The 26307-nt window shown below is 60.3% G+C and carries 23 protein-coding genes; 5 read left to right on the forward strand and 18 right to left on the reverse strand.

Translation table 11 applies throughout. From position 1 onward, the window contains the following. Positions 1-5 precede the first annotated feature (5 nt). The 6 genes from B3M53_RS13890 to B3M53_RS13915 form a co-directional block, all read right to left on the reverse strand. The gene (locus B3M53_RS13890; RefSeq protein ID WP_286800748.1) at positions 6-1268 is read right to left on the reverse strand and encodes a hypothetical protein; all 1263 of its coding nucleotides are present in this window, start codon (positions 1266-1268) and stop codon (positions 6-8) included. 14 nt (positions 1269-1282) lie between these two features. Next, positions 1283-1873, reverse strand: coding sequence for a hypothetical protein (locus tag B3M53_RS13895; RefSeq protein WP_286800749.1), 591 nt, complete (start codon positions 1871-1873; stop codon positions 1283-1285). Positions 1874-1987: 114 nt separating this feature from the next. Next, positions 1988-2485 carry a GrpB family protein gene (locus B3M53_RS13900; RefSeq protein WP_286800750.1) on the reverse strand — a complete coding sequence of 166 codons (498 nt, stop codon included), beginning with the start codon at positions 2483-2485 and terminating at the stop codon, positions 1988-1990. Continuing rightward, complete coding sequence (locus B3M53_RS13905) at positions 2485-3468, reverse strand: Hsp33 family molecular chaperone (protein ID WP_286800751.1); 984 nt, start codon at positions 3466-3468, stop codon at positions 2485-2487. The genes B3M53_RS13900 and B3M53_RS13905 overlap by 1 nt, the downstream gene beginning before the upstream one ends. A 22-nt stretch (positions 3469-3490) precedes the next feature. After that, entirely contained in the window at positions 3491-4675 is a 1185-nt protein-coding gene (locus tag B3M53_RS13910) for an aspartate aminotransferase family protein (protein WP_273145382.1), read from the reverse strand. 64 nt (positions 4676-4739) lie between these two features. Next, a complete protein-coding gene (locus B3M53_RS13915; RefSeq protein ID WP_160092496.1) occupies positions 4740-5576 on the reverse strand; it encodes an ABC transporter permease in 837 nt (278 codons plus the stop codon). 232 nt (positions 5577-5808) lie between these two features. Here B3M53_RS13915 and B3M53_RS13920 point away from each other — a divergent pair, with 232 nt between their 5' ends. Then, entirely contained in the window at positions 5809-6366 is a 558-nt protein-coding gene (locus tag B3M53_RS13920) for a GcrA family cell cycle regulator (RefSeq protein ID WP_022700268.1), read from the forward strand. Between the two features lie 156 nt (positions 6367-6522). On the opposite strand, the gene B3M53_RS13925 is transcribed toward B3M53_RS13920, so the two are convergent. From B3M53_RS13925 to putA, 5 genes are all read right to left on the reverse strand, one after another. Then, entirely contained in the window at positions 6523-7569 is a 1047-nt protein-coding gene (locus B3M53_RS13925) for a ribonucleotide-diphosphate reductase subunit beta (protein WP_286800752.1), read from the reverse strand. A 187-nt stretch (positions 7570-7756) separates the two neighbouring features. After that, a complete protein-coding gene (locus B3M53_RS13930) occupies positions 7757-8776 on the reverse strand; it encodes a lipid A deacylase LpxR family protein (RefSeq protein WP_414690724.1) in 1020 nt (339 codons plus the stop codon). Positions 8777-8826: 50 nt separating this feature from the next. Further along, on the reverse strand, positions 8827-9633 hold the full coding sequence (locus B3M53_RS13935; protein WP_286800755.1) for a lipid A-modifier LpxR family protein: 807 nt from the start codon (positions 9631-9633) through the stop codon (positions 8827-8829). Between the two features lie 341 nt (positions 9634-9974). After that, positions 9975-11855, reverse strand: coding sequence for a ribonucleoside-diphosphate reductase subunit alpha (locus tag B3M53_RS13940; RefSeq protein WP_286800756.1), 1881 nt, complete (start codon positions 11853-11855; stop codon positions 9975-9977). A gap of 297 nt (positions 11856-12152) precedes the next feature. After that, positions 12153-15296 carry a bifunctional proline dehydrogenase/L-glutamate gamma-semialdehyde dehydrogenase PutA gene (gene putA / locus B3M53_RS13945; RefSeq protein WP_286800757.1) on the reverse strand — a complete coding sequence of 1048 codons (3144 nt, stop codon included), beginning with the start codon at positions 15294-15296 and terminating at the stop codon, positions 12153-12155. 670 nt (positions 15297-15966) lie between these two features. Between putA and B3M53_RS13950 the strand changes: the two genes are divergently transcribed. Next, the gene (locus B3M53_RS13950) at positions 15967-17043 is read left to right on the forward strand and encodes a glycosyltransferase family 1 protein (protein WP_349678855.1); all 1077 of its coding nucleotides are present in this window, start codon (positions 15967-15969) and stop codon (positions 17041-17043) included. Positions 17044-17120: 77 nt separating this feature from the next. Here B3M53_RS13950 and B3M53_RS13955 read toward each other — a convergent pair whose 3' ends face one another. The 3 genes from B3M53_RS13955 to prfA form a co-directional block, all read right to left on the reverse strand. Beyond that, complete coding sequence (locus B3M53_RS13955) at positions 17121-17774, reverse strand: DUF4167 domain-containing protein (protein WP_349678845.1); 654 nt, start codon at positions 17772-17774, stop codon at positions 17121-17123. A gap of 215 nt (positions 17775-17989) precedes the next feature. Beyond that, on the reverse strand, positions 17990-18847 hold the full coding sequence (gene prmC, locus B3M53_RS13960) for a peptide chain release factor N(5)-glutamine methyltransferase (protein WP_286800761.1): 858 nt from the start codon (positions 18845-18847) through the stop codon (positions 17990-17992). Further along, positions 18844-19917, reverse strand: coding sequence for a peptide chain release factor 1 (prfA, locus tag B3M53_RS13965; RefSeq protein ID WP_286800763.1), 1074 nt, complete (start codon positions 19915-19917; stop codon positions 18844-18846). The genes prmC and prfA overlap by 4 nt, the downstream gene beginning before the upstream one ends. A 131-nt stretch (positions 19918-20048) precedes the next feature. Between prfA and B3M53_RS13970 the strand changes: the two genes are divergently transcribed. Further along, positions 20049-20981 (forward strand): tetratricopeptide repeat protein, encoded by a 933-nt coding sequence (locus tag B3M53_RS13970; RefSeq protein ID WP_286800765.1) that lies wholly within the window; start codon positions 20049-20051, stop codon positions 20979-20981. Here the strand turns inward: B3M53_RS13970 and B3M53_RS13975 are convergent. After that, on the reverse strand, positions 20978-21562 hold the full coding sequence (locus tag B3M53_RS13975; RefSeq protein WP_286800766.1) for a TIGR00730 family Rossman fold protein: 585 nt from the start codon (positions 21560-21562) through the stop codon (positions 20978-20980). The two genes, B3M53_RS13970 and B3M53_RS13975, sit on opposite strands and share 4 nt — an antisense overlap. Before the next feature lie 182 nt (positions 21563-21744). Here B3M53_RS13975 and B3M53_RS13980 point away from each other — a divergent pair, with 182 nt between their 5' ends. Next, the gene (locus tag B3M53_RS13980) at positions 21745-22881 is read left to right on the forward strand and encodes a hypothetical protein (protein WP_286800768.1); all 1137 of its coding nucleotides are present in this window, start codon (positions 21745-21747) and stop codon (positions 22879-22881) included. A gap of 24 nt (positions 22882-22905) precedes the next feature. Here the strand turns inward: B3M53_RS13980 and B3M53_RS13985 are convergent, their stop codons facing one another. Continuing rightward, the gene (locus B3M53_RS13985) at positions 22906-23250 is read right to left on the reverse strand and encodes an ArsC/Spx/MgsR family protein (protein ID WP_286800769.1); all 345 of its coding nucleotides are present in this window, start codon (positions 23248-23250) and stop codon (positions 22906-22908) included. A 97-nt stretch (positions 23251-23347) separates the two neighbouring features. Between B3M53_RS13985 and B3M53_RS13990 the strand changes: the two genes are divergently transcribed. Beyond that, positions 23348-24598, forward strand: a complete 1251-nt coding sequence (locus tag B3M53_RS13990; RefSeq protein WP_286800770.1) for a serine hydrolase domain-containing protein — start codon at positions 23348-23350, stop codon at positions 24596-24598. On the opposite strand, the gene B3M53_RS13995 is transcribed toward B3M53_RS13990, so the two are convergent. Together B3M53_RS13995 and ispG are read right to left on the reverse strand one after the other, a co-directional pair. Then, positions 24595-25014, reverse strand: coding sequence for an MAPEG family protein (locus tag B3M53_RS13995; RefSeq protein ID WP_286800771.1), 420 nt, complete (start codon positions 25012-25014; stop codon positions 24595-24597). The two genes, B3M53_RS13990 and B3M53_RS13995, sit on opposite strands and share 4 nt — an antisense overlap. A 96-nt stretch (positions 25015-25110) precedes the next feature. Next, on the reverse strand, positions 25111-26253 hold the full coding sequence (ispG, locus tag B3M53_RS14000) for a flavodoxin-dependent (E)-4-hydroxy-3-methylbut-2-enyl-diphosphate synthase (protein ID WP_286800772.1): 1143 nt from the start codon (positions 26251-26253) through the stop codon (positions 25111-25113). Positions 26254-26307: the final 54 nt, after the last annotated feature.

Here is a 26307-nt window from a genome sequence, read left to right on the forward strand (position 1 = left end):
GACATTCATGAAAGCCTGTCGAGATGGACCGGATTTCCGGCGTCGGCGGCTCCGGGGCGGCCCTTGCCGCGCCACGCATCAAACACGGAACCCACATCCAGAGCGACAGCGCCCTGCAGCTTGGCGAGGCGCACATACTGTTTTCCGTAAATGCCCGCCCCCACCAGGACGAGTACGCCGCGCAAATCCCCCAGCGCCTTGATGCGCTGTTCGACGTGATGATGTAGGAAGGGATACTGACCGAACCCTTCCTCATCCGCCCATGTATGGTGGTGCGGCACTTCCACATGCGAGATATTGGGTTGGCCCAGGCGGCTGGACAATTCGTCACTGAGATCCCACGGCCCCACCAGAATCACGCGCTCAGCAGCCTGCATGGTGGCGGCGAAGAAGTCTCTCGACAGCGCCAATTGCTGGAACACATTGGTTCCGATCCGGTCTTCCGGCGGCGTCCAGGGCGTCTTCGACAAGCCGAAGAACAAGGCTTGGGCATAAGCTGTCATGCCGATGGTGTGCGTGTCCTCTGTGAGCGGCCTGAAATAATCAAAAACCGGCAGGCCGATCTCATCCGCCGACACGCAGGCCTCGACCAGCATGGTGCGCAATTGCGTCGCCGCCGTCTGAACCCAGTTGCGGTCCACATCTCGCCGCATGTGCATGGAGAGCGGACCAAACTGGTAGTACAGGACCTGGCTGAGCACTTCTGACGCGGTGAAGACGTCGTCATATCCAAGAAGCCGCCCTTCCCCGTCACCCAACCTGATGACGCCATAGGGGCGCTTCTCGGTCAGAGCGTTCAGGATTCGCGCCGTGAAGCGCGCGGCGCGCTCGCCTTTCATGTAGACATTGCGCAAGCTTAGGCGTTCGGCGATGTCGCGAGCGCCATAGGCAAGAAATCCGCGTGCGCCAATCGCGTCCTCAATGATCTCAGCGCCTTTGAAATCGATCTGCGCCACGCTCTGCGAAACGTGATTCTGATTGAGCGCGAATCCGTCGGGAACCGTCAGAATATTCAGGTCCAGAAAGATCTCGTGCGCAGGATTGAGGTCCTGAATTCGGAACTCCAGTTGCGATACGCCATAGCGTGCAGGCTCGAACGTATCGATCACGACGGATCCGTGCACGATCTGCACGCGGGCTTCGACCCCGTCGAACGCATCGAGAAAACTGAACCCGAACTTCAACAGCGTATGCGCCGACGGCGCGCCCGAGCCGACAAGCTCACTGGCCTTCAGCTTATTGCGGCCTGCTTTTAATGTGTAGGACATGAAAGGCCGTTCCGTCAGTTGTCGTCATAGAACGCTGCGGTATGGCGATAGGCGATCGCCCCCCAGTCCAGTGAAGGGTCGCGTTCAAACACCGCCGCCCGACCGATAAAGCGGACAGGTTTCGCGTACTCTTCGATGAAATGGTAGAATTCACGCTCTTTGTAATCGTCAAAGATGATCTCAAGCGGACCGCGAGCAAACGCCATGGAGATCAGAAAACACGCTGCCCGGAAACGTCCGTCGACCAGCACCAGGGAAAAGTCCGGGTCGTTTTGAGACCGCGACACCCAAGGCGACAGAGCGTACCAGGGAAACAGGTGATAGTGGGAATGATCGAGCGGACGCCCCCACGGACCTGTGGGGCCCACATTCACCGGGATCAACCGCGGTTCTGAGCGCGTTTTTGGACTGCCTTTAAGATAGGCCTGCATGTCGAGGGTCCATCGCGCATCACTTTCCACGGAGACGACATGCTTGCCCTCAAGCTCTGAGGCGAGAACAGTCGAACCGCCGCTGCCGTATTCCAGAATGCTGTCATGGCGCTCGTAGGCCTCGGTGACATACTTCGCCACATCGTCCGGGAAAGTCAGTTTGGGACGCTGCATCAGAACCACTTTACTTGATAATTAAGCCCTTCGAGAGTTGGCATTAATGGACCTGAAGCCGCTGGATGTCCACCATAGGCCTGCACCGCTCTTAACGGGTGCAAACGCTGTCCCTCACACGCCGAGCACTGTCTTTATGAACTCCGCCTTGGCGTCGCGATACTGCGCCATCGAACGCCCCCGATAGGCGCGCTTGAGCGCGTTATAGCGCGCCACCAAAACCTTGTCCGCGATCAAGGCGTCACGAAACGCACTGAATTGATCCAGCTTATCGCCGCGCACGACGAGTTGAACGCCGACTTCGAGGGCGTAGCCGGTTGCGATGAAGGCCGCAAACCCTTCGCGCCGGGCCGAGCGCACATTGGATTGGTGGCTTGAGTCCAGATACGCCAACGCTGCAGGGAAATCCGCCGAGGCGACACGCACTGCGACGTCGAGATCACCCTTGGTTTCACAACCTGGAACAGCGGTCGCGCCCACATGCTCGATCAGCGCCTCGGCGGGCAAGGCGCGCGCATGCTGGCGACACCATTTCTCAAACGCGATCTGCGCCTGACGGCGGCATTCGTCTAGATCAGGACTGAGCTGAAAGAGCGTTTCATCATCAGACATCAGTCGTTTGCAACGGCCGCAGCATCGATCTCTTCAGCCGTGAAGCGCCACTCGCTCTTGCAGTACTCACAGGTCATCTCGACCGAGCCGTCTTCCTTGCTCATATGCTCACGATCATCAGCCGGAAAGCGCGCCAGCATTTTAGCGAGGCGCGCCCGTCCGCAGGTGCAATAGCGGTTCACCTCACGCTCGGCCTGAACCCGCACGCCGTCCTCGTGGAACAGACGGTAAAGCACGCGCCCCGCCGTCAGCTCCGGATCCAGCAGCTCGTCATCCTCAATGGTGTTGAACAGGGCGAGCGCATGATCAAACTCGGCGTCTTCCGCGGGTCGGCTGTCATCGGCGGCGATTTTCTGGATCAGTGCGCCGCCTGCGCGCCAGACGGTTTTGCCGCCATCCATGACTTGCTGGCCGACAGCCAGACGCAACCTTGTGGGCACTTGTTCTGATTGCGCGAAATAGTGCTCGGCGCTGGCGGCCAGAGTGTCACCCTCGATAGCGGTGACGCCCTGATAGCGTTCCATGCTCTCGCCGGGATCAATCGTCATGACGAAATTGCCCTTGCCCAGAAGGTCGAGCGGCCCCAACGGGCCGCTGGCCTGGGCTTCCAGAGCCTGCACGCGATCGGCGTCATATTTGGCGTAGGCCCGCACACCTTTTCCGGGCACGAAATCCGCGACGACAAAGCCGACCGCGCCATTGCCTTCCACAGCCTGTCCTGTCGCGCCGGGGCCGCTGGCCTGAACGATCAGACGACCGTCAAACTTCAGCGAATCCCCGATCAGGATAGCGACCAGCGCACATTCTCCGACGAGACGGGCGACGGAAGGAGGGTAGTTATGCGCGGCCAGCATCGTGTCCATCGTCTCTCCGAGACGGACGAAACGACCGCGCACGCTCAAACCTTCGAGCTGGAACGTCAGGACGATATTGTCGCCTGCCCCCAAGGAGTCCGGGCCAGGTGTAGAGGTCATATCAGTCATACGTCCGTCTCGTTCCGCTTAACTACTCAGGCTGCAGCTCGCCGAGCGCCTTGTCGAGGGCGCTGACTGCTTCACGCACATGATCTTCATTGATGATCAGCGGCGGGGCCATCCGGGCCACATTGTCGCCAGCCGCGCCCATCAGCAAATGGTGCTCGCGGGCCTTGCCGACAAGCGTGCGGTTGCCAAAGCCGTCCTTGAGCTTCAGTCCGACCAGCAATCCGCGCCCGCGCAGCTCTTCGACCTTGTCGGAATGCGCGTCCACGACGCCTGACAGCGATTGGCGCAAAGTGTTGGAAATGGAGACCACATGCTCCATGAAGCCGGGCTTTGAGAGCTCGTCATAGACCACATTGCCGACCGCCATCGCCAGCGGGTTGCCGCCAAAGGTCGAGCCATGGGTGCCCACCACCATGTGCGCGCCAGCCGCATCCGTGGTCAGGCAAGCTCCCATCGGGAAGCCGCCGCCCACGCCTTTGGCCACGGCCATGATGTCCGGCTTTGCCGTCTCGGCCCATTCATGCGCCCATATCTTGCCGGTCCGGCCGGCGCCGCACTGCACTTCATCATAAATCAGCAGCAGGCCGTGTTCGTCACAGAGCTCACGCAAGCCGCGCAGGCAGACATCGGGAATGGCGCGCACGCCGCCTTCGCCCTGCACCGGCTCGACCAGAATGGCGGCGGTTTCTTCGGTCACCGCAGCCTTCAGCGCCTCATGGTCCCCGAACTCGACCTGGTCAAAGCCTTCCATGGCTGGACCGAAACCTTCGAGATATTTCGGATTGCCGCCCGCATTGATCCCGCCATAGGAGCGGCCATGGAATGCGCCGGTGAAGGTGATGATGCGGTATTTGTCGGGGCGGCCATTGGCGAAGTGGTAATGCCGCGCCGACTTCAGCGCGCACTCCACCGCTTCAGTGCCTGAATTGGTGAAGAAAACCCGGTCTGCAAAGCTGTCCCGGCAATACTTTTCAGCCAGCTCGATCTGACCCGGCACCCGGAACATGTTGGAGGTGTGCCACAGCTTCTCCGCCTGGTCCTTCAGCGCCGCCACAGCCTTGGGATGGGCGTGGCCCAGCGCGTTCACCGCAATGCCCGAGATGAAGTCGAGATACTTCTCACCGCTCTTCTCGATCAGGTAAGCGCCCTCGCCGCGTTCAAAATCAAGATTGGGCGGCGAATAGGTGTCCATCAACGGCTTGGGCATAAAAGGCTCCCTGGGTGGAAAGGGGTGAGAAAAATATGAGTGTGCTGATCTAGAACCAGACGCGTCAGCTCTTCAAGCGCCAGCCTGAGCGCAGCAGCAGATAGGATGCGGCGAGAAGCGCCGCATTGATCGCTGCGATGACCAGACCGCCGATCAGAAGCGGGCTGTCATGACTGCCGATAAAGCCGTAACGGAAGCCGTCGATCAGGAAAAAGACCGGGTTTACATGGCTGATCGAATAGAACGGCTCAGGCAGGATCTCGACCGAGTAAAAGGTGCCTGACAGGAACGCCAAGGGCATGATGATGAAGTTGGTGATCACCGCCAGATGATCAAACTTCTCAGCCCATAGCCCCGCGATCAGACCAATCATCGCCATCATCGCGGTCGCTGACAGGCCGAAATACGCCATCGCCCAGATATGGCTGATGGTGATGTCCACAAACGGCGCCACGGCCAAGGCGGTCGCCGTGCCGACAATCACGCCGCGCGTGACCGCCCCACCGATAAAGGCCGCCGCCAGCTCGGCCGCAGACAGGGGCGGCATCAGGAAGTCGACGGTGTTGCCCTGCACCTTCGCCACGATCAGCGAAGAGGACGAGTTGGCGAAACTGTTGTTGAGCATGCCCAGCATGATCAGGCCGGGGGCCACGAAGGCCGTGAAGTCAACGCCCATCACCTCGCCGCGGCGCGAGCCGATCGCGAGCGAAAACACGATCATGTACAGCAAGGTGGTCGCCACCGGCGCCAGGACGGTCTGGAAGCTGACCTTCAGAAACCGCCGCACTTCCTTCTTGTACAGCGTCCACAGGCCCAGCCAGTTCACCGCACCCAGGCGGCGTGGCCGGGGGCCGTCGGAGACAGCTGTGGATTGCGGCGCCGAAGCGACTTGATCTGACATGAGCGACTCCCCTTAAGGCTCTGTACTCGCATCTAGCACGCTCCCGCCGCCCTGTGCAGGCCATGCGGTGCGGATGAAGTTATCCACGGACGAATCAAGTCGGCATCTTGTGCCTAGCGGCTCAGGAGATACTGTATCTCGTGTTCACACCCAAGATATAGGGCAAGCCAATGACCCTATCACTAGGTGTGGGATATGTGGATGAGCTTAATTGGGCGAGGAGCGCACCGCCATGGCGTGGACCGAAGACCGTGTGGAAACTCTGAAAAAGCTTTGGTCTGACGGCCTGAGCGCCAGCCAGATCGCCAAGCAACTTGGCGGGGTGACCCGAAACGCCGTGATCGGCAAAGTACACCGCCTGGGCCTGTCAGGCCGCGCTGCGCCTTCGCGCCCTGCGCGTCGCCCTGCGCCCCGGCCCGCGCCGCGTCCGGCTGCGAAACCCGTGGTCGCAAAAGCCAGCCCGCAGGCCGCCGCCCCGTCAAAGGCGAAGCCTGTCGCGGCTGAGGCCAAGCCCGCAGCCCTGGTCGCGCCGCAAGACGCCGCCCGTCTGCCCAATGGCGAATACGCCACGGTGCTGACTTTGCGCGAGGGTATGTGCAAATGGCCGATCGGCGATCCGACCGACACTGAATTCCGCTTTTGCGGCCGCCATTCCGGCGTCGGCAACGCCTATTGCGAAGCCCACGCCCAGCTGGCCTACCAGCCGCAGGCCAAGCGTAAGCGCAAGCCGGGCGACGACGCAAAGGCCGTGCTCGACAGCCTGCAATCAGCACGCCGCGTCAATCTCTAGACGTTTCGCATCTGATCTGAAGAACCCCGGCCTCGCGCCGGGGTTTTTTTATGGATGGCGCACGGCTGGCAGCGCTGATCTTGGCGTGACTTTCACGGCAAAAGGCCCCGGCGATAGCGCCGGGGCCTTTTTAGTCAGGGTCTTATAGGCGAAAGCCTATTCGGCCGGCGTCGCCGCGCCGTGTACGGACCGCTTCAGCATCATGTTGTCGAAGTTCGACCAGACGCCGGCATCGCCATGCCAATCACCCTGGGTCGCGCCCTTGGAGTATTCGGTCGCGCGCGCTTCAAAGAAGTTGGCGTGCTCGACCCCGTTCAGGATTTCGGACAGCCACGGAAGCGGGTGCTCTTTGACACCGTAAATCGTGGGCAGCTTCATCTGCTTCATCCGCCAGTCGGCGATGTAGCGGATATATGTCTTGATGTCCTCAGGCGTCATGCCTTCGACTTCACCCGCTTCAAACGCCAGATCGATGAACTTGTCTTCAAGCTTGACCACGGTCTGGCAGCAATCGGCGATGTCGTCCTTGACCGATTGGGTCAGTGCGCCGGTTTCTTCGGCGAAGGTGTGGAACAGCTTCATCATGCCTTCGCAGTGCAGCGATTCATCGCGCACCGACCAGGACACGATCTGCCCCATGCCCTTCATCTTGTTGAAGCGCGGGAAATTCATCAGCATCGCGAAGCTGGCGAACAATTGCAGGCCTTCGGTAAAGCCGCCGAACACCGCCATCGACGTGAGAATATCTTTCTCGGTGTCGCAGCCGAACTTGCCCAGATAGTCATGCTTGGCCGCCATTTCCTCATACTCCATGAAGGCGGAGAATTCGGTGTCGGGCATGCCGATGGTTTCCAGCAGCAGCGCATAGGCGGCGATATGGATCGTCTCCATATTGGAGAAGGAGGCGAGCATCATGCGCACTTCAACCGGCTTGAAGAGCGGCATGTAGTTTTCCATGTAGTTCGCGCCGACTTCCACGTCTGACTGGGTGAAGAAGCGGAAGATCTGCGTCAGCAGATTGCGCTCCTTGTCGGTCAGCTTGGTCGCCCAGTCCTTGCAGTCCTCGCCCAGCGGCACTTCTTCAGGCAGCCAGTGAACCTGGGACTGAATTTTCCAGAAGTCATACGCCCACGGATAGCGGAACGGCTTGTAGGTCAGGCTGGGAGACAAAAGGCCCGGACGGTCTGAAGCGACGGATAGCATGGCGATTTCTTTCTCGGCTCTGGCGATCATTCAAGAGGCTACATAGCGCTGCAGGCACGACAGATAGCGCTTTAGCCCCTCAGGTCCACTAGATATTGTGTCACAACGAGTCTGGTTTCCAGTGTATTAATCGGGTTTTCCACGCTGGAAGAAACTTGACCCCAAACGACTCAAGTGACCGCGTCGGCTAGAAGGCGCGTGAGAGCGCGATCGCGCCGAACCGTTGCGGCCCGTTCTGGCCGGCATACTGCTCGCTTCGCACCACATAGGTAAAGGCCAGTCGGTAGTGATTGATATGGAGCGCTGCGCCCGCTTGCACATCCCCGACCCAGATTTTGCGCGCCACAGAGGCTGAGTCGCGGAACGTATTGCCGTCGAGGAAAACATCGCGCCCCACAGCATATCCGCCCACGCTCGCGAACACATAGGCGGACACCGGCTGGTTCGGCGTGAAGATGCTGGAGGGCGACAAGGCTGGGCGCATACGTGGCGGCGCGAAAGAGTCCTGCAGATCCGTTCCGAATCGCACGGTCGCGCCCACAGACAGATCCGTGCGCAATGTGCCCAAGGTCAAACCGCCATGGCCCATCAGATCCGCCCGATAGGCGCCCATCTCCCATTGATGCAGACGTTCGGTTCGCTGACCGGAAATGGCGAACACCAGCTCATCATGCAATTGCGCGCCCCAGCCCCGCGGCTCCTTGCCGTCGATCAGCTGGTGCCAGCGCGACTGAACAAACTCGCCCTGCGCGCTTGGCCCGATCAGGCCCACATCGATGAGAATGGTGTGTTCGCTATTGGCCGTTCGGGCAGACGCAAACCAGTTCAGACTGAGATGGGCGGCGTAAGGGTGATCATCGAGCGGCGGGGTCTCCACCGTAATATCACTAGCTGTGTAGAGCGTATGCGCCAGCGCATAGCCTTCACGCAGGGTCGCGCCCTTGAGCTGGACGAAAGGCTGGGTGCGAGCGGCTTGCAACAGCCAAGGGCTCACCGCCTCTGCAGCGGACACCCATTCAAGCCGCAGGCCGTTGGTGTAATGCCGATCCGTGCCGCCAAACATGTCGTTTTCAATGACGACAGTCAGCACCTCACCGTCTTCAGGCTGAAAGAGTTCCGGAAAGTCGGGAAAGTCCGAGGCGCGCGCTGCGCTGGCTCCAACGACCAAACACCAACACAGGGTGAGCAGAGCCGCAAACCTAGACACTCTCAATGCACGCCCCTCTGACACACGCCGAAAGACGCATGCGTTCAGCCTTACCGCCGCAGCGTCAATGAGAACGCCGCAAATCCTTCAGATGTTTCCCAGGATTCATTGGGCAAGGCATAGCGTGTTTCGCGCTGGATATAGGCGAAGGACAGATCCGCGCCGCCAAACCGCGCCGCAACACCGGCCTGCGCGTCGCCCACAGTCGCGTAAGGCCCCATGGCGAACGCATTGCGCATGTTAAATCCGGCGCCCGGATCATACATCAGGGCTTGCTGGTCAGCGCCGGCGAAGAACCACCAGGCGGGACGATCCGCCCCAAAGCCTTCATCAAGATATTGCCCAAGCCGGACGGTCGCGCCCGCTTCTGCGGCAGGGCCGTCCTGACCGATGGAGACGCCGGCGCGAGGCGCAACGCCAACATCCAGCCCGTCCAGACCGCCGCGGGCGTCAAACGTATTTTCATAGCGCAAGGTCATGCGGCTCGCTGACCGGCCTGCGGGATCAAGCGTGCTGCCTGCAATGTCGGCATAGGATTCAGAGAGCGCTGACAGAGCGGCATCCGGCGCTCGTCCGTCAAACAGAGAGACAGAAATACGCCCCCCCTGCGGTGTTTGCATCAAAGTCGTTCCAGCTTGATAGAGCGCTGAAAACCCTTCCATGGCGGCGCTGTCTGAGCGAACGCTGAGTGCGACCCCGGCCAGACGCGCCGCATCCGGCAATGCAGACTGCGAATCAGAACCGATGAAATCGGTATAGCTCGGTGACCAGCCCAGGGTCTGAGAAGACGTATAGCGCGAACCGCCAGGATTGGCTCGAGGCTGCGACAACTCGGCTTGAAGCGGTCCTAAAATCATCGCGCGCATTTCCTGGGACGCCTGCACCTGCTGGGCGAAAGCGCTTGCGCCGAAAGAAGATAGAGAGACCAGGCACGCCGCCGCGCACCCACCCACCAGAGCTGCATAGCTCTGAGTCGGTTTTAGCACTCTGCTTGCGTTAGGCGTGGTCATACCGGTCCCCATCGGCTTCAACCTGAGATGCTCAAATCATAGCATGAACAATGGCCATATTGAGATCAAGGAGGCTTCTTTAGGGTTAACAGATCATAAAATATATAAGCTCAATTCTTTCATGCAGATACAATGAAAAACCCCGGCGCGAGGCCGGGGTTCTTACAATATTCACAAAAAACCTGATGCTACTGACAGGCGAGGCACTCGTCATAATCCTTGGGAGCGGCGTCCCCCATGGCCTTGGACATCTCGTCTTTCTCGCCCGACCCCGCATAAGCGGCCCGTTGCACGGATTTGGAGCGGCAATAGTAGAGCGATTTGACGCCCTTCTCCCAAGCCGACCAATGCAGCATGTGCAGATCCCATTTATTGACATCACCTGGCAGGAACAGATTCAGCGATTGAGCCTGACAGATATAGGGCGAACGATCAGCGGCGTGCTCGATGACCCAGCGCTGATCGAGCTCGAACGCGGTCTTGAACACGTCTTTTTCAAGCTCATCGAGGCAATCCAGATGCTGGACCGAGCCTTCATGCTCGAGAATGGAAGACCAGATGGTCGGCGTGTTCTGGCCCTTCTCCTCCAGCACCTGTTCGAGATACGGGTTCTTGACGGTGAAGGAGCCTGACAAGGTCTTGTGCGTGTAGACATTGGCCGGGATCGGCTCAATGCCTGCAGACGTGCCGCCGCAAATGATGGAGATCGACGCGGTCGGCGCGATCGCCAGCTTGTGAGAGAAGCGCGCCTTGACGCCGTTCTCGCCCGCATCGGGACAGGCGCCGCGCTCTTCAGCCAGCTTGACCGAGGCTTTATCCGCGCCTTGGCGGATATGCTGGAACATGCGCTTGTTCCAGGACTGGGCCATGGCGGATTCAAACGGCACGTTCAAGCGCTGCAGGAAGGAGTGGAACCCCATCAACCCCAGACCGACGGAGCGTTCACGCGCGGCGGAGTATTTCGCGCGCTCCATCTCATCGGGCGCACGCTCGATGAAGTCCTGCAAGATATTGTCGAGGAAACGGAAGATATCCTCGAGGAAACGCGGATCGTCTTTCCACTCGAGGAATTTCTCCGCGTTCAGAGAGGACAGGCAGCACACGGCCGTGCGGTCATTGCCCAGATGATCCACACCGGTTGGCAAGGTGATTTCCGAACACAGGTTGGACTGGCGCACCTTCAAGCCCAGCTTGCGCTGGTGGGCGGGCATATTGTTGTTCACGGTGTCGGAGAACAGGATGTACGGCTCGCCGGTCTGCAGGCGGACTTCCAGGATCTTCTGCCACAGCTTGCGGGCGTTGACGGTTTTCACCACCTCGCCGGACCGCGGGGAGATCAGCTCGAAGTCCTCATCCTTGGCGACGGCCTCCATGAACGCGTCAGACACGTTGAGGCCATGGTGAAGGTTGAGACTCTTGCGGTTGAAGTCGCCCGAGGGTTTGCGGATTTCGAGGAATTCCTCGATTTCCGGGTGGTGAATGTCCAGATACACCGCCGCCGAACCGCGCCGCAGCGAGCCTTGGGAGATCGCCAGCGTCAGCGAGTCCATGACGCGGATAAAGGGAATGATGCCCGAGGTCTGACCGTTCTGACCGACCTTCTCACCGATTGAGCGAACGCTGCCCCAGTAAGTGCCGATGCCGCCGCCATTGGAAGCGAGCCAGACATTCTCGGTCCAGGTCGACACGATATCGCCCAGCGAATCATCCACCGAGTTCAGAAAGCAGGAAATGGGCAGGCCGCGATCGGCGCCGCCATTGGACAGCACGGGCGTCGACGGCATGAACCACAGATTGGACATGTAATCGTAGAGACGCTGCGCATGCTCAAGATCGTCAGCATAAGACGTCGAAACGCGCGCAAACATGTCCTGGTAGGATTCGCCGGGCAGCAGGTAACGGTCGACCAGAGTCTTCTTGCCGAAATCAGTCAGAAGCGCATCGCGCGAGGGGTCGATCTTAACCTTATCAACCAGTCGAAGCTGAACAGCTTTGGGCTTGCCGCGCAGGCTGGAAGCGGACTCCTGTGCGCGAGCTCCGGTAGCGTGGGCTTGGTCGAAAGGCGTCATCTCTACCCGCTCCATTTCAGCATCGCACATCTGACCTGCGAGAGGCCGTTTTCCCGCGCGCTGCTTAAGAAAAACCTATACATGGTGTGCGGCTTCCCCCGGAAACCGCAACATATAGTGCTTGGGTCAGGTCAGACCGTCAACGGGTCAAACCGGCCCCAAGCCGCTTTTTTAGTAAACAAAGTCCTACCAGAAAACGCTCCGGGCCCGGACTCGTTAAGGAGTCCGGGCCCGGGGATAAATGCGGTTTCTTGTGGATATCTGGCGAGAGCGCCGATGCCCCTATTAGGGGTCGGGTTAACCCAAGGACAGAAGTTCGGGGTCCCCGCCCTGCGCCGCCACGTTAATGGTGACCGTATGCTCGGATGCGAACCGATAGATATAGTGGGGGCCGCCCGCCTTGGGCCCGGTGCCAGACAGGCCTTCGCCGCCGAAAGGCTGCACGCCCACCACCGCGCCGGTGATGTTGCGATTCACATAGCAATTGCCCGCCGGAACGATCGCGCGCACGCGCTCGGCGAATCGATCGAGTCGGCTGTGCACGCCCAAGGTCAGCCCATAGCCCTTGTCGGCGAGCTGACGCGCCACGGCCTCAAGCTCTGACCGCTTGTAGCGCAACACATGCATGATCGGTCCGAACTTCTCATCCGTCAGCTGATCCATGGAGCTGATCTCGACAAGAGCCGGAGAGAAGAATCGCCCCTTGGCCGCCAGCTCATCGCTCAGCGGCGCACGGTGGAGCACCGTCGCCTCTGACGCCATGCGCTCCACATGGCTTTCGAGCATGGAATAGGCGTCCGCATCGATCACCGGGCCGATATCCGTGGCCGGATCCGCCGGATCGCCCAGTTTGAGCATATCCATCGCGCCCTTCAGGCCCTCGATCAGAAGATCGCCGATCTCGTCAGGGATCAGCAACAGGCGCAGCGCCGAGCAGCGCTGCCCGGCAGACCCGAAAGCGGAGAGAATCGCATCATCGATCACCTGTTCGTGCAAGGCTGACGTATCAACGAACAGACCGTTGAGGCCGCCCGTCTCGGCGATCAGCGGCACGATCGGGCCGTCCTTGGCCGCCAGCGTCCGGTTGATGATGCGCGCCACATCGGTGGAGCCGGTGAAGGCCACGCCATCCACACCCGGCAGTCCGGTCAGCGCCGCGCCGATCTTGCCGTCGCCGGGAATCAGATGCAGCACGCCTTCCGGCAAGCCAGCCTCGAGATAGAGTTTGACCGCTTCAAACGCGATCAGCGGGCTTTGCTCGGCAGGTTTGGCCAGCACGCTATTGCCCGCCGCCAGAGCCGCCGCCACCTGACCGGTGAAGATCGCCAGCGGGAAATTCCACGGACTGATGCAGACAAAGACGCCGCGACCGCCCAGGCCCAGATGGTTGGTCTCGCCCGCCGGACCCGGCATGCGCACAGGCTCACCGAACTTGGTCTCCGCCTCGACAGCGTAGTAACGCAGGAAGTCTACGGCTTCGCGCACTTCCGCGACGCCGTCCAGCAAGGTCTTGCCGGTTTCCCGCGCCATCAGGGCGAGCAGGCGATCCGTATTCGCTTCCAGCGCATCAGCCATATCGCGCAAGATTGTCGCGCGCGCTGGTCCGCCCTTGGCGTTCCAGCCCGGTTGGGCCTCACGCGCGGCCTTATACGCGCGCTCCACATCCTCTTCCGTGGATTCATGCAAGGTCGCGACCTGAAAGCTCTCATCGGCCGGGCTCGTCATCGGCGCGCCCCAATCGGTCAGCGCCTGGCCATTGATGATCGGCCCACACGGATAGGGCGCATCGGCGTCAAACGCCTCCTGGGCGTCCGCCAAGCGGTCCCGCACCGCCGACTGCGTCAGATCCATGCCCTTGGAGTTCAAGCGCGCCGGACCATAGAGCTTGGGCGGAATGGAGATGAACGGGTGCCGGTCCAGAGTCGGAGCCGCCTTGAACGGGCCGCCGGCCACATCCGCTGCAGGCACGTCTTCATCCAGGAACGCGTTGACGAACGAGGTGTTCGCCCCGTTTTCCAGAAGGCGCCGCACCAGATACGGCAACAGGTCTTCGTGACTGCCCACCGGCGCATAGACCCGCACATTGCCCAAATCAGGGAACGCTTGGGCGGCGGCAGCGTAAAGCGGCTCGCCCATGCCGTGCAGACGCTGGAACTCATAAGGTGGGTTGCCAGTCTCGGCTGCAATCTGACGCACCGCGCACAGGGTGTGAGCGTTATGCGTGGCGAATTGCGAGAAGATGGCGTCCGGCGCCGCCAACATCAGACGCGCGCAGGCCAGATAGTTGAGATCGGTCGCCGGCTTGGTCGTCCAGACCGGGAAGTCAGGCTGTCCGTTCATCTGGGCGAATTTGATCTCGGTATCCCAATAGGCGCCTTTCACCAGACGCACCATGAAACGGCGCCCGCAATCCTGGCCGAGCTCGATCAGCTTCTGCAGCACTGCGGAGGCGCGCTTTTGATAGGCCTGGATCACAATGCCGAGGCCATCCCAGCCCGCCAGGGACGGATCGCGCGCCAGCCGGTCGAATATCTTCAGCTGAATGACCAGACGATCACTCTCTTCCGCGTCCAGGCTGAAGCCCAGATCAGCGGCTTTCGCCGCTTGCGCCAGCTCCAGCGCGCGCGGATAGAGCTCGTCCATCACCTGGTCTTGCTTGACCGCCTGATACCGTGGGTGCAGCGCCGTCAACTTGACGCTCACACCATCCACATCCTCCACGCCGCCGGTCTGACGCTTGGCGGCGACGACCTTGATGGCTTCGCGGTATTTCTGCAGATAACGCTGGGCGTCAGCATCGGTGCGCGCACCTTCACCCAGCATGTCAAAGCTGAAGAGCGGCTTGATCGACCCGTAAGTTTTCCAGTTTCGACCGCGTTTGATCGCGCCCTCGATATTGCGGCCGAGTACAAACTGCTCTCCCAGAATGCCCATAGCGCGACGCGTGGCGGTGCGGATGACCGGCTCTCCGAGCCGGCTGGCCATTTGCTTGAAGTACTCGCCGGGGTTTTTCTGAGCGCCCTTGTCCACCTTCAGGATGGAGCCGGTCATCATCAGACCCAGCGTGGAGGCGTTGACCAGCCAGTTATCGGACTTCCAGGCGTGTTCGACCCAGGCCCCTGATCCGATCTTTTCGGCGATCAAAGCGTCAGCGGTCTCGGCGTCAGGCACGCGCAAAAGGGCTTCGGCCAGGCACATCAGCGCCAGGCCTTCTTTATTGCTGAGACCAAATTCTTGCAGGAAGCTTTCCATCAACCCGCCGCCATGACGGGTGGCGCGGGCGCGCTCGACCAGATCGACCGCCTCGTCGCTCGCCGCCTGGCGCGCTTGCGGGCTGAGGCCCACCGCTTCGTCCAGCAGGCGGGCCGCCTGACGTTCATCAGCGAATTTCTCGCCGTCCAGAACATCCCAATCGATGTTTACATCTGTCCAATCGCGCATGGTCGAAAGCCTCTCGAACCCAGAGCGGCCGGCGCATCCGGCCCTGTCGAAAATGACAATGCTTGCTCAAGCCATAGAATTCAAGCCCCGCTATACGAAATCAGTATAAGTCCGCACAGCACCGCATTGCAGCATGACTGAATAGAATTTATTTTGAGCTGAAAACATGTAAGTTGATTTCAGTAATATCGACTACAGAACACCCTTCAACCCTGAAGTCTCAGCTTTACTTCACCGCAGATTTTAATGGCAGCAATCCTGAACGCGCCACATTTCCCAATCGAAATTTTCTATTTCAATCAATTCGCAAGTCTTTGTATAGTTTGATAAATCTATTTATCTCAACGTATATACAAAGGAATTGCATCCGGTTTTCCGCGCGAAATCTGCAAAGTCTGACTTTTTGACCGGACGCCTCCTGCAGACACATCCTTCTTTGGTGATTTCATCCCTCGCCTGCGCTGCGTTGCGCGAACGCAGACAAAGCTTGCTCACATCACCAACGACCGAACGCAATCATCGTTCCACGACAGAGCCGGAAGCTCGGCTGAAAGGCCCCGAGCAAGAGCGTCTGGCGCCGACAGGACTTCGACAAACGGGTAAAACACGCTAAACCGGCGCGAAGAGTCACATGGTTCTGGAGATCCATCCCATGGAGGAAAGCGCTCCGCTGCGCATACTGCTCGTCACCGATGCGTGGGAGCCTCAGGTCAACGGCGTCGTGCGGACGCTTTCACGCACCGTGGAAGAGTGCCGCGCCATGGGCCATGAGGTGGAGGTGATTCACCCCGGCCTCGGCTTCAAGACCTTCCCCCTGCCGACCTACCCCGAGATCAAAATGGCGGTCGGCGCGCGCAAGGACCTGGAAGCCCGGTTCAAGGCGTTCGAGCCCGAGGCGATTCACATCGCCACCGAAGGCTCGCTGGGCCAGGCCGCACGGGCGATCTGCCTGAAGTGGAAGCTGCCCTTCACCACCAGCTATCACACCAAATTCCCCGAATATGTGAATGCGCGCCTGCCGTTCATTCCAATCTCGGCGGGCTATTGGTTCATGCGGCGCTTCCACAATTCGGGCAACCGGCTGATGGTCGCCACCCCGTCCATGCGCGACATGCTGACCGAGCGCGGCTTCAACAACATCACGCCCTGGGCGCGTGGCGTGGACACCGAACTGTTCCACCCTGACAAGCGCCATATGGGTGGGGAAAGCGTCTATGAGGGACTTCAGGGTCCGATCTTCGTCTATATCGGCCGCGTGGCCGTCGAGAAGAACATCGAATCCTTCCTCGATCTCGACCTGCCCGGCACGAAAGTCATCGTCGGCCCCGGCCCCCAGCTTGAAGAGCTGAAAAAGAAATATCCCGAAGTCGTCTTCACCGGCAACAAGTCCGGCGACGAACTGGCGCGTCACTTTGCAGACGCCGACGTCATGGTCTTCCCCAGCTTCACCGATACCTTCGGACTGGTGATTCTGGAATCCATGGCGACCGGCACCCCGGTGGCCGCCTATGTGGCGAACGGGCCCAAGGACATCATCCCTGACTCCAAGGCGGGGTCAGTCAATGACGATCTGAAAACCGCATGCCTTGAAGCGCTGGAGATGAAGCGCGAAGACTGCCGCGCCTACGCCGAGAAATACTCCTGGCGGTCATGCGCGGAGGAATTCGTGCAGAACCTGAAACCCCAACCCCGCCCCGAGCGTCGCCGGTTCTGGCGACGCCTGCGTCGGCTGGGCCGCCGCGGCTGATCAGCTGGACCAATCCAAGACACAAAAAAGGCTGGAGCGATGCTCCAGCCTTTTTTCGTGCGTCAAACCCCAAAGGTTCAGGCAGCCTCGCCGGCGTCCTTGGATGAGCGTTTCTCACCCTCGTCGTCAGCCGCATCCAGAGCTTTCTGGGCGTCCGCATCCGCTTTCGGGCGGCGTGTGCGCGTGCGCTTTTTCGGCTTCTCTTCGGTCGAAGGCTGGCTGTCGCCCTCTTCAGGCGGCGTTGCAGACGAAGCGCCCGCGTTCTCAGGGTCAACCACCTGCAACGGGTCATCACTGCCGGTCGGTTCGTCCCGGCGACGACGACCGCGCGGACGGCGCTGGCGTGGCGACTCTTCGCTCTGCGCTGCACCTGAATTGTCAGAGCCGGTTTCGTTCTGAGTCTCGGCGGCGTCATCAGCGCCGTCAGCGTCGTCCTGATTGCCGTTAGTGTCCTCACGCTCATCGCGCTTGGGCTGGTTGGCCTGAACGATCCGCAGATAGTGCTCGGCGTGCTGGTAATAGTTTTCAGCCATCACCCGATCCCCGGCGGACGAGGCGTCGCGGGCGAGCTGCATGTATTTGTCGTAGATATGAGAGGGGGCGCCCCGAACTTTTACGTCCGGCCCATTGCTCTCATACGAGCGGTTGCTGGGCGATCCGGGCTTTCGCCCTCGTCCGCGTTGACGCTTCATGTTCAAGAACCTGATCTCTTTTCGGGTTGTTGATACCATTGAGGCCGACACGACACCGCGAAATTCGCGTCTATCGGCGCGAGCGCAACCAAGATTGCGTCCGAACTCGATAGCGTGTGGGCCGATCGGTCAGCGGGGCGCTCGGTAATCGCGTCAGGACAGCCCCTGCCCCGATATGCATCACCCGCTGGACTTGTCCGCACCCTAGACGCAGGTGCAGGCAGATTCCAACACTTTTCTGCACGCACATGCGCTCAGAGTGGAAAGTTCAGGCTGACAACCCGGTCATTTCCGGCCAAATCCTTCAAGATGCTGACCTCTTGGGCGCCGGCTTCACGCGCCGCCTGCAGCGCCATGGCCCCTTGATCGTACCCGATCTCGAACAAAACCAACCCGCCCGGCTTCAATAGTCGCGCGGCCTCGGCGAACAGATGCGGATAAGGTTCGAATCCGGTCACCCCGCCGTCAAGCGCTAACCGAGGCTCGAAAACCCGCACTTCCGGCTCCAGCGTCTCAAGCACATCGGTCGCGATATAGGGCGGGTTTGACACCACCAGATCAAAAGCGCCCGATACGCCATCAACCCAATTGCCCGTTTGAAAACGCACGCGGTCAGTCAATTGCGTGCGCGCGGCATTCTCCGCCGCGACCTTTAACGCCGCTTCGCTGAGATCGGTGGCCAGACCCGAGGCGTTCGGAAATTCGCTCAGCAAAGCCAGAATGATCGCGCCCGACCCCGTCGCAATATCCAGAATCCGCAAGGGCGCAGACCGATCCGGAAAAGCGGCGAGCGCCGCCTCGATCACGGTCTCGGTGTCCGCACGAGGGGTCAGCACGTCGCGGGTGACTTTCAGCTCGAGCGTCCAGAAGGGCTGGGTGCCGAGGATATGCGACAACGGTTCGCGCTGTTCGCGGCGCGCCACCAACGCGTCAAACTGTGCGCGCTCTTCAGCCAGCATGGGCTGCGTCATCTCGGTGAGCAATCGCGCCGGGCTCAGATCGCTGGCCGCCAGCAGCAATCGCCGCGCTTCATCAGCCGCATCATCCAGCCCCGCCGCGCCCAACCGCTCTGCGGCGGCCTGCAGAACGGCAGCCCGGGTCGCCCCGCTCAAGCGTCTTCCATCGCCGCAAGTTTTGCGGCCTGGTCTTCTGCAAGCAGCGCGTCGATCACTTCGTCCAGCGCGTCGCCGGACAGGATCTCGTCGAGCTTGTAGAGCGTCAGATTGATACGGTGATCGCTGACCCGCCCCTGGGGGAAGTTATAGGTGCGAATGCGTTCGGACCGGTCGCCCGACCCCACCTGACCCTTGCGCTCGGCGGCGCGGGCCTCGTCCTTCTCGCGGCGCTCTTTTTCATACAGGCGAGTCTTGAGCACCTGCATGGCGATGGCGCGGTTCTGGTGCTGGGATTTCTCGGAGCTGACCACGACGATGCCTGTCGGGATGTGCGTCATGCGCACCGCAGATTCGGTTTTGTTCACGTGCTGACCGCCCGCGCCGGAGGCCCGCATGGTGTCGATGCGCAGATCTTCGTCCTTGATCTCGATCTCGACATTTTCAGGTTCAGGCAGCACGGCGACCGTCGCGGCGGAGGTATGAATCCGGCCGCCGGATTCGGTGACCGGGACGCGCTGAACCCGATGGACGCCGGATTCAAACTTCATCTTGCCGAACACGCCCCGACCTTTCACCGAAGCGATGATTTCCTTGTAGCCGCCGACTTCCGCCTCGCTGGCCTCAACCACTTCGACCTTCCAGCCCTGGTTGGAGGCATAGCGCTCGTACATGCGAAACAGATCGCCCGCGAACAGCGCCGCTTCATCGCCGCCCGTGCCAGCGCGAATCTCGATCATGATAGAAGCGTCGTCATCGCGATCCTTGGGGATCAACAAAAGCTGCAAGTCCCGCTCAAGCGCGGGCAGGCGCTTTCTGAGATCCTGACGCTCTTCTTCAGCCAGCTCGACCATATCCTTGTCCGAGCCGTCCTCGATGATCGCTTCGGCTTCCGCCAGGCTGTCTCGCGCGGTTTTCAACTCGCGCGCCTTCTCGGCCACCGTTTTGAGTTCGGCGTGCTCCTTGGAAAGCGAAACGATCTCTTCTGGATCAGCGGCGGCGCCCAAACGCGCCTCGACCTGATCGAACCGGTCGATGACCTGGTCCAGTTTTGCGTCCTGAATACTCATGCTTGATCAGTTACGCCCGGCGCGGCGTTTTGGAAAGGGGTTGGGGCTGCACTGCTGATCAGATTTCCCTTGATGGGCGCACGAGGTTCAGGAGAATGCGCACGAGGGGAATTTCCGGGGGAGAGATGAGAGTGCGTACCTTGCTGGCGCTATGCGGGCTGCTTCTGGCTGCGATCATCATGATCGGCATCTTCGCGCCCCGGCATGAGCAAATGAAGACACCCGAGCCCGGCCGCAGCACATTTCCTCAGGTGCTGGAGCGTATGTACTGCCGAGCCATTGGCGGCTGTTACTCGTATGAAGGCCATGGTCTGCCCCCGTATTTGGCCCAGAACAGGATAGAGACCTTCATCCCCAGCAATCCCGGTTTCATAACCCCTCCATGGGCGGAACCAGAGCCCACTCAGGAACGGCAGGCAAGGGTCCAAAATCTTCTGCTTTGCACCAATGAGGCGCTCGCTGACGTCAGTGAGTATGATTGGCCGACTGAACGCAGCCTCTATTGGAATGGGGGGGAGGCGGCGCCAATCGCACTGGTCGAGCGGGCCGACAATGGAGACGCTGACTCCATGTTCGATCTCGCCTACGGATATTTATCCGGCCATAGCGACCTAAGTGCGGAGGCGAGCGATCAGACAGGTTTTGAATGGCTGCTCGCAGCTGCTGAGAACGGCCACGTTGTCGCAAATTCAGAAGTCGGCGCTGCATACGCATTCGGATACTTCGGACAGAATATCGACTATCCGGCCGCCCGCAGATTTCTAAACCTGGCTGTCGAGGCTGAAGACCCCGTCGCAATGCTGACTCTCGCCCTCCTGCCCCCAGCTCCAGGTGAGGACTTGTCCAACTATGCGGACAACAGGCTCGAGCTGCAACTTCGGAGCGCCGAGCTTTGCTACATTGAAGGCTTGGCTCATATCAGCCGTCGCTTGCAATCATCGACAAGCGGGTTTGAAACAGACGCCCTGCTCGCAAACAGAATAGCGCGGCGTGCGACTGGCATTGATGTGGTCGGAGAACCGAACGTCAGTTACGAAAAACAACCGAATGCCGAGGCGGACTAGACCTGCCCTGCCGCCAGCGTGGCGATCATGCCGGGATGTTCGAAGGCTTCAAATTGCTCAAGCAGCTCTTCAATGCTCTCGCCGCGCATGAGCATGGCGCGATGCTTGCCCATCAAGAAGCCTTCCCCGGTCATGTGATCGATGAACTCGAGCAGCTTGTCATAATAGCCGTTCACATTGAGCACGCCGACCGGCTTTTCATGGCGTCCCAGTTGTGACCAGGTCCAGACCTCAAACAATTCCTCCATGGTGCCAATACCGCCCGGCATGGCGATGAAGGCGTCTGAGGCGTCCGCCATCTTCAGCTTTCGCTCGTGCATGGACGGGACAATATGCATGTCCTGCACGCGCGGATGCGCGATTTCTTTTTGATGCAGGAAGTCGGGAATGACCCCATAGACCTGGCCGCCCGCATCAATGCAGGCGTCCGCCACAAGGCCCATCAGCCCCACCTGACCGCCGCCATAGACCAGACGAATGTCGTTTTGAGCCAGTTTCACGCCCACCGCTTGCGCGGCCTGGGCATATTCGGGTGCAGCGCCCGGATTGGAGCCGCAATACACACAGATTGATTTTTTCATATCTAGTGATTTAGCGCCGTGATCAGGGCGCGGAAAGTCTTTTGTACGCATAGCCGACATCACGAACTGCTGACACAATAAAATTCCCTTTGGAGGGGATTTTCTCGCTTATTAATTGTTAATCGCGGCCCAAAGATATACGACTCCTGATAGCGCAAAATGCGCGCACAGGGAGCAATAATATGAAAATTGAGAACCATGAGGGCCTGCAACCGGCCGAACTCGCCATGCAGGTCATAGAGCGCCTGAACGCCCGATACGGGATCAGGCTTGACCTGGTCTTGACCAACCCGGCGCTCAGCCTCTCCGAAAGACGTCGCATGGCTCAAGCCATGTTGATTGAAGCAGCGGTGGAACAAGTTTCGCGCGCCGAGGAAGACAGCAATGAAGAGCCGTCGACGCTGGCGCCCGAATTTGAAGAATTGCTGAAAGCCAAAGGCGACGCCGTCGAGATTGAACCCAATTACATCGTCTCCGAACACAACGCCGAAGTCATCGCCACATATCGCGGCCAGGATCTTTATGACTATGTCTTCACGCTGACCAAGCGGTTCGAGAACATGTCGGCCGCCAAAAGCGAAGGCGCTCTGGCCATTGAAATTGTCTCGGGCGGCCTGGTCTCGGTGGGCGTGCCCATGGCGTTCTACACGATCAAGGCTCTGCGCGCCGGCTCTGCGCTTCTCAGTGCGGTGAAGATCGGCGTGACTTCACTGGGGATGAAAACAGCCATCGCGACCATTGTGATTATTCTGGTCGCGTTCCTGCTTTACCTGCTGCTTGAGAACCCGAAGAAGATCCTGGGCATTGTTCTGAACAACACCGACCAGAATTTCGTCGTCAACAATTGGCGCAAAGGGCTGGACGGCGATGAAGGCTCTGATCTCTACATGGCTCATGGCGAGATGAAGTCGTTCATGCAGGACAATGAGACCGGAAACCTGGATTCTCCCAAAGTCCAGCTCAAATCGCGCTTCTTCTTCGCGCCGGGCGATCCGGACAATTCAGTGTGCGCCGGCGTCTTTTTCGCGGACCGCAATTTCGGGTTCCGCGGGTCAGAGGGCGTGATGGTCTTTTCGTCCAAGGAAAAGTCTGATCTCAGGATCGCGCTTCAGTTTGCGGTCCCCTATACCAACGACAACGGCACCAACATCAAGACGCTGGACAAGGCTCCGAGCGACATGGATGCCCTGTTCCGGGACATGTACAATGCACGCAAAGTTCATATCGCCCGGACCGAGAAGGATCTGCGGCTTGAATCCACCGTCAATGACGCCCGCGGCGGCGTGGTGGCGCTCATAAGCTGCATCACTCAGCTCTAAAGACCGAGCCTGTGCGGGCTGGCGTCAGCGTGACGTCAGCCCCTGCTCGATCACATCAGACCATCCAACCCTCACCGCTTCGCCAGCTTCGATAACCGGGCGTTTGATCAGGGTCGGGTTCTCGACCAGAAGCGCCGCCGGATCAGTATCGGCGCGTCCGCGCTGACCCTCGTCAAGGCTGCGCCAGGTTGTGGAGCGGCTATTGATCAGGGCTTTTGCGCCCACAGCCTCAAGCCAGACCGGGACGCGATCCGCAAGATCCGCCTCGGCGCGGATATCCACAAACTCATACGCGACGTTGTTCGCCTGCAGGGCTTTTACAGCCTTCTTGCAGGTATCGCAGTTTTTGAGTCCGAAAATGGTGATCATGTCTCGCCCCTAATGTCGTATATGCCCCTGTTCATCGCCGGGTCAGGCCGTACAGGCAAGACTGGCCCTGCAGCAAGGGACTGCACGGGGGACAGACATGCCGTCATCACTCAAACTCGTCTTGAGGCTGGTCTTGGGCCTCGCCGTGATCGCAGGGGTCTGGACCTTTTTCAGCACCCAGTGGGGCTGGAAAGCCCTGCCCGAGACCGCTCCACTGACTTTCGAAGCATATGATGAGCGGTTCGTGCAAGCCGGCGAAGACGCCGCCGCCGTACTGGAAGCCATGCGCGGTGAATACGGTGTCCCGGGCGTGACTGCGGCTGTCGCGATCGATGGCGAGCTGGTCTGGGCGGCGGGCGCGGGCTGGGCGAATCTTGACGCCGAAACTCCCGCATCGCCGGACACCCTGTTTCGCATTGGCTCCACCTCGAAAGCCATGACTGCGACCGTCATCGCCCGGCTGGTGGATCAGGGCGTGCTCGATCCGGACGATACGGTCAGCGCCCATTTCCCCGACGCCCCGAATGAAGACTGGCTGGAGATCGAACTCGACCAGCTTCTGTCCCATACCGCGGGTTTTCCCGGATATGAGAACAATTCTGACTGGCCGGACGCCTATGAAACCCTGCGTATGAAGCGCCAGTATGACCAGGTGGAGGACAGCCTGGAGCTGGTGGATGACGCCCGCCTGCTGTCTGAGCCAAGCGAGGCCTATTACTATACCTCATTTGATGTAGTGCTGGCGGCGGTCATGGCCGAGCGCGCCACGGGTGAAGACTATGCCAGCTTGCTGGACCGCGAGATCCGCACGCCCCTCGATCTTGCCACGCCCATTCGCGCCAATGCGGGGCCGACACCGGAGCATGTGGCGCAATTCTACCAGTCTCGCGGCAACGGGCAGATTCGCCCCCGCGGCGCAGTGAATGTCAGCCAGCGCTGGCCCAGCGGCGGGCTCTATGCGCGCTCAATCGATCTGGTGCAGGTCGCCAGCGCCTGGCTGGATGAGGCCTACATTTCCGAGGTCACGCGCGAGCGGTTCTGGACGCCGATGCGCCTCAATTCCGGCGAGGTGAATGAAGAGGGCTATGCGCTCGGCTGGCGGGTAAACCCGCAAAGCGTCTCCCGCTTTGGCGAGGATGCGCCGGTGCGCATCGTCCATCATGGCGGGGTCAGCCGCGGCGCGATGAGCTGGCTGATCCTCTACCCTGAGCTGGGCATCGCCGCAGCGGTGAACATCAATACCGAAACCGATGAATTCAGTGATTTCTCGAGCGTGGAGCCAGAAATCACGCGCCTGTTCGCCGAGGCGGTCGGCCGGACGCCCGAGAACGCCCGGCCGCCGGACTAGGCCATCAACGCCAGCAGATTGCGCACCGCGATCACGATCAGAACCACACTCGACAGGGCGAAGAGTGCGAACCGGACCGGAATGAAATTGATCGTCGCCTGGAAGATGCTGTGCGCAACGCGCAGGATCACATAGGCCCAGGCCAGGCCCACATTCAGCGGATCCGCCACGCCGACCAGATGGCTGTAGGTGAGAAGTGCGTAGAAGACGACCGGCTGCTCATGCAGGTGATTGTAATTGTCCGCGACCTGCCGCACCGAGCGGGGCAGCACGTCCAGCTGGGACTTTTCTGTCAGCTCGGCGGGTTTGATCCCGGCCTTCTGCATCGCGGGAATGCGAGTGGCGTACATCCACAGCCACATCACCATCGTCCAGCTCGCCAGCATCAGAACCGGCGTCATCATGGATTGAAACATCTTGGAACTCCCCTTGAAGGCCGCTCTTGTGGCGGCTCGGGGGAAAGCTAAGCGCAAGCCGGGCGCTCAGGTAAAGAGGATTTCAGGCGCTTGCGCCTACTCCGCCGCCGCTTCGGACGCCTCGCGTTCGGCGCGCATCTTGGCGGCCTTGTCCTCGACCGCTTCGACGATGCGCTCGATCATGGTGTCGTTGGAGACTTTTTCGTCCGCCTGGCCGGCGAAATAGAGCATGCCTGAGCCCTTGCCGCCGCCGGTGAACCCCAGATCAGTGTAAGCCGCCTCACCCGGCCCGTTCACCACGCAGCCGATAATCGACAGCGAGATAGGCTCGGAAATATGCTCAAGCCGGTGTTCCAGCGCCTCGACGGTCTTGATGACGTCAAAGCCCTGCCGCGCACAGCTTGGGCAGGCGATGATGTTCACGCCGCGGGTGCGTAAACCCAGAGATTTGAGGATGTCATAGCCGACCTTGATCTCTTCGACCGGATCGGCGGACAGGGAGACGCGAATGGTGTCGCCGATCCCGGCCCAGAGCAAAGAGCCCATGCCGATCGAGCTTTTCACGCCGCCCGTACGCAGGCCGCCCGCTTCCGTGACGCCCAAGTGCAAGGGCGCGTCGGTGGCTTCCGCCAGCGCCTGATAGGCCGCAACGGTCAGGAAGACGTCTGACGCTTTCACTGAAATCTTGTATTCGCGGAAATCAAGATCTTCGAGGATGCGCGCATGATTAAGCGCGCTCTCCACCATCGCATCCGGGCAAGGTTCGCCATACTTCTCTAAAAGCTCGCGCTCCAGAGACCCCGCATTCACCCCGATGCGGATGGAGCAGCCATGATCGCGCGCGGCCTGAACCACATCGCGCACCCGGTCCATCGAGCCGATATTGCCCGGATTGATCCGCAGGCAGGCGGCGCCCGCCTCGGCGGCTTCAATGCCGCGCTTGTAGTGAAAATGGATGTCCGCGACGAGCGGGACTTTCGCGGCCTTGGCGATGGTCTTGAAGGCGGCGGTTGAGTCCGTATCCGGGCAGGACACGCGCACGATGTCCGCGCCCGCCTCTTCCAGCGCCCGGATCTGATTGATCGTGGCGTTGGCGTCCGAGGTCAGCGTATTGGTCATGGACTGGACCGAGATCGGCGCGTCGCCGCCTACGGCCACATCGCCCACATGAATTTGTCGGCTTGTACGCCGGTCAATCATCCGCCAGGGCCGGACTTTGGTGTGATCTTCAACCGCCATGATCGCCGCCTCGCCTTGGAGCAGGAGTTCAGTCTGACAGGTGATATAGGCTGT

The organism is Oceanicaulis sp. UBA2681 (genome assembly GCF_002354675.1).
GTDB classification, from domain to species: Bacteria; Pseudomonadota; Alphaproteobacteria; order Caulobacterales; family Maricaulaceae; genus Oceanicaulis; species Oceanicaulis alexandrii.

Coding starts and splice junctions, on each gene's coding strand:
- B3M53_RS13920 (WP_022700268.1), top strand. CDS start 5,809: ATGGCGTGGACCGAAGACCGTGTGGAAACTCTGAAAAAGCTTTGGTCT.
- B3M53_RS13995 (WP_286800771.1), bottom strand. CDS start 25,014: ATGTTTCAATCCATGATGACGCCGGTTCTGATGCTGGCGAGCTGGACG.
- B3M53_RS13905 (WP_286800751.1), bottom strand. CDS start 3,468: ATGACTGATATGACCTCTACACCTGGCCCGGACTCCTTGGGGGCAGGC.
- B3M53_RS13900 (WP_286800750.1), bottom strand. CDS start 2,485: ATGTCTGATGATGAAACGCTCTTTCAGCTCAGTCCTGATCTAGACGAA.
- ispG (WP_286800772.1), bottom strand. CDS start 26,253: ATGGCGGTTGAAGATCACACCAAAGTCCGGCCCTGGCGGATGATTGAC.
- B3M53_RS13935 (WP_286800755.1), bottom strand. CDS start 9,633: ATGATTTTAGGACCGCTTCAAGCCGAGTTGTCGCAGCCTCGAGCCAAT.
- B3M53_RS13985 (WP_286800769.1), bottom strand. CDS start 23,250: ATGATCACCATTTTCGGACTCAAAAACTGCGATACCTGCAAGAAGGCT.
- B3M53_RS13990 (WP_286800770.1), top strand. CDS start 23,348: ATGCCGTCATCACTCAAACTCGTCTTGAGGCTGGTCTTGGGCCTCGCC.
- B3M53_RS13925 (WP_286800752.1), bottom strand. CDS start 7,569: ATGCTATCCGTCGCTTCAGACCGTCCGGGCCTTTTGTCTCCCAGCCTG.
- putA (WP_286800757.1), bottom strand. CDS start 15,296: ATGCGCGATTGGACAGATGTAAACATCGATTGGGATGTTCTGGACGGC.
- prfA (WP_286800763.1), bottom strand. CDS start 19,917: ATGAGTATTCAGGACGCAAAACTGGACCAGGTCATCGACCGGTTCGAT.
- B3M53_RS13955 (WP_349678845.1), bottom strand. CDS start 17,774: ATGGTATCAACAACCCGAAAAGAGATCAGGTTCTTGAACATGAAGCGT.
- B3M53_RS13975 (WP_286800766.1), bottom strand. CDS start 21,562: ATGAAAAAATCAATCTGTGTGTATTGCGGCTCCAATCCGGGCGCTGCA.
- B3M53_RS13915 (WP_160092496.1), bottom strand. CDS start 5,576: ATGTCAGATCAAGTCGCTTCGGCGCCGCAATCCACAGCTGTCTCCGAC.
- B3M53_RS13940 (WP_286800756.1), bottom strand. CDS start 11,855: ATGACGCCTTTCGACCAAGCCCACGCTACCGGAGCTCGCGCACAGGAG.
- B3M53_RS13895 (WP_286800749.1), bottom strand. CDS start 1,873: ATGCAGCGTCCCAAACTGACTTTCCCGGACGATGTGGCGAAGTATGTC.
- B3M53_RS13890 (WP_286800748.1), bottom strand. CDS start 1,268: ATGTCCTACACATTAAAAGCAGGCCGCAATAAGCTGAAGGCCAGTGAG.
- B3M53_RS13980 (WP_286800768.1), top strand. CDS start 21,745: ATGAAAATTGAGAACCATGAGGGCCTGCAACCGGCCGAACTCGCCATG.
- B3M53_RS13910 (WP_273145382.1), bottom strand. CDS start 4,675: ATGCCCAAGCCGTTGATGGACACCTATTCGCCGCCCAATCTTGATTTT.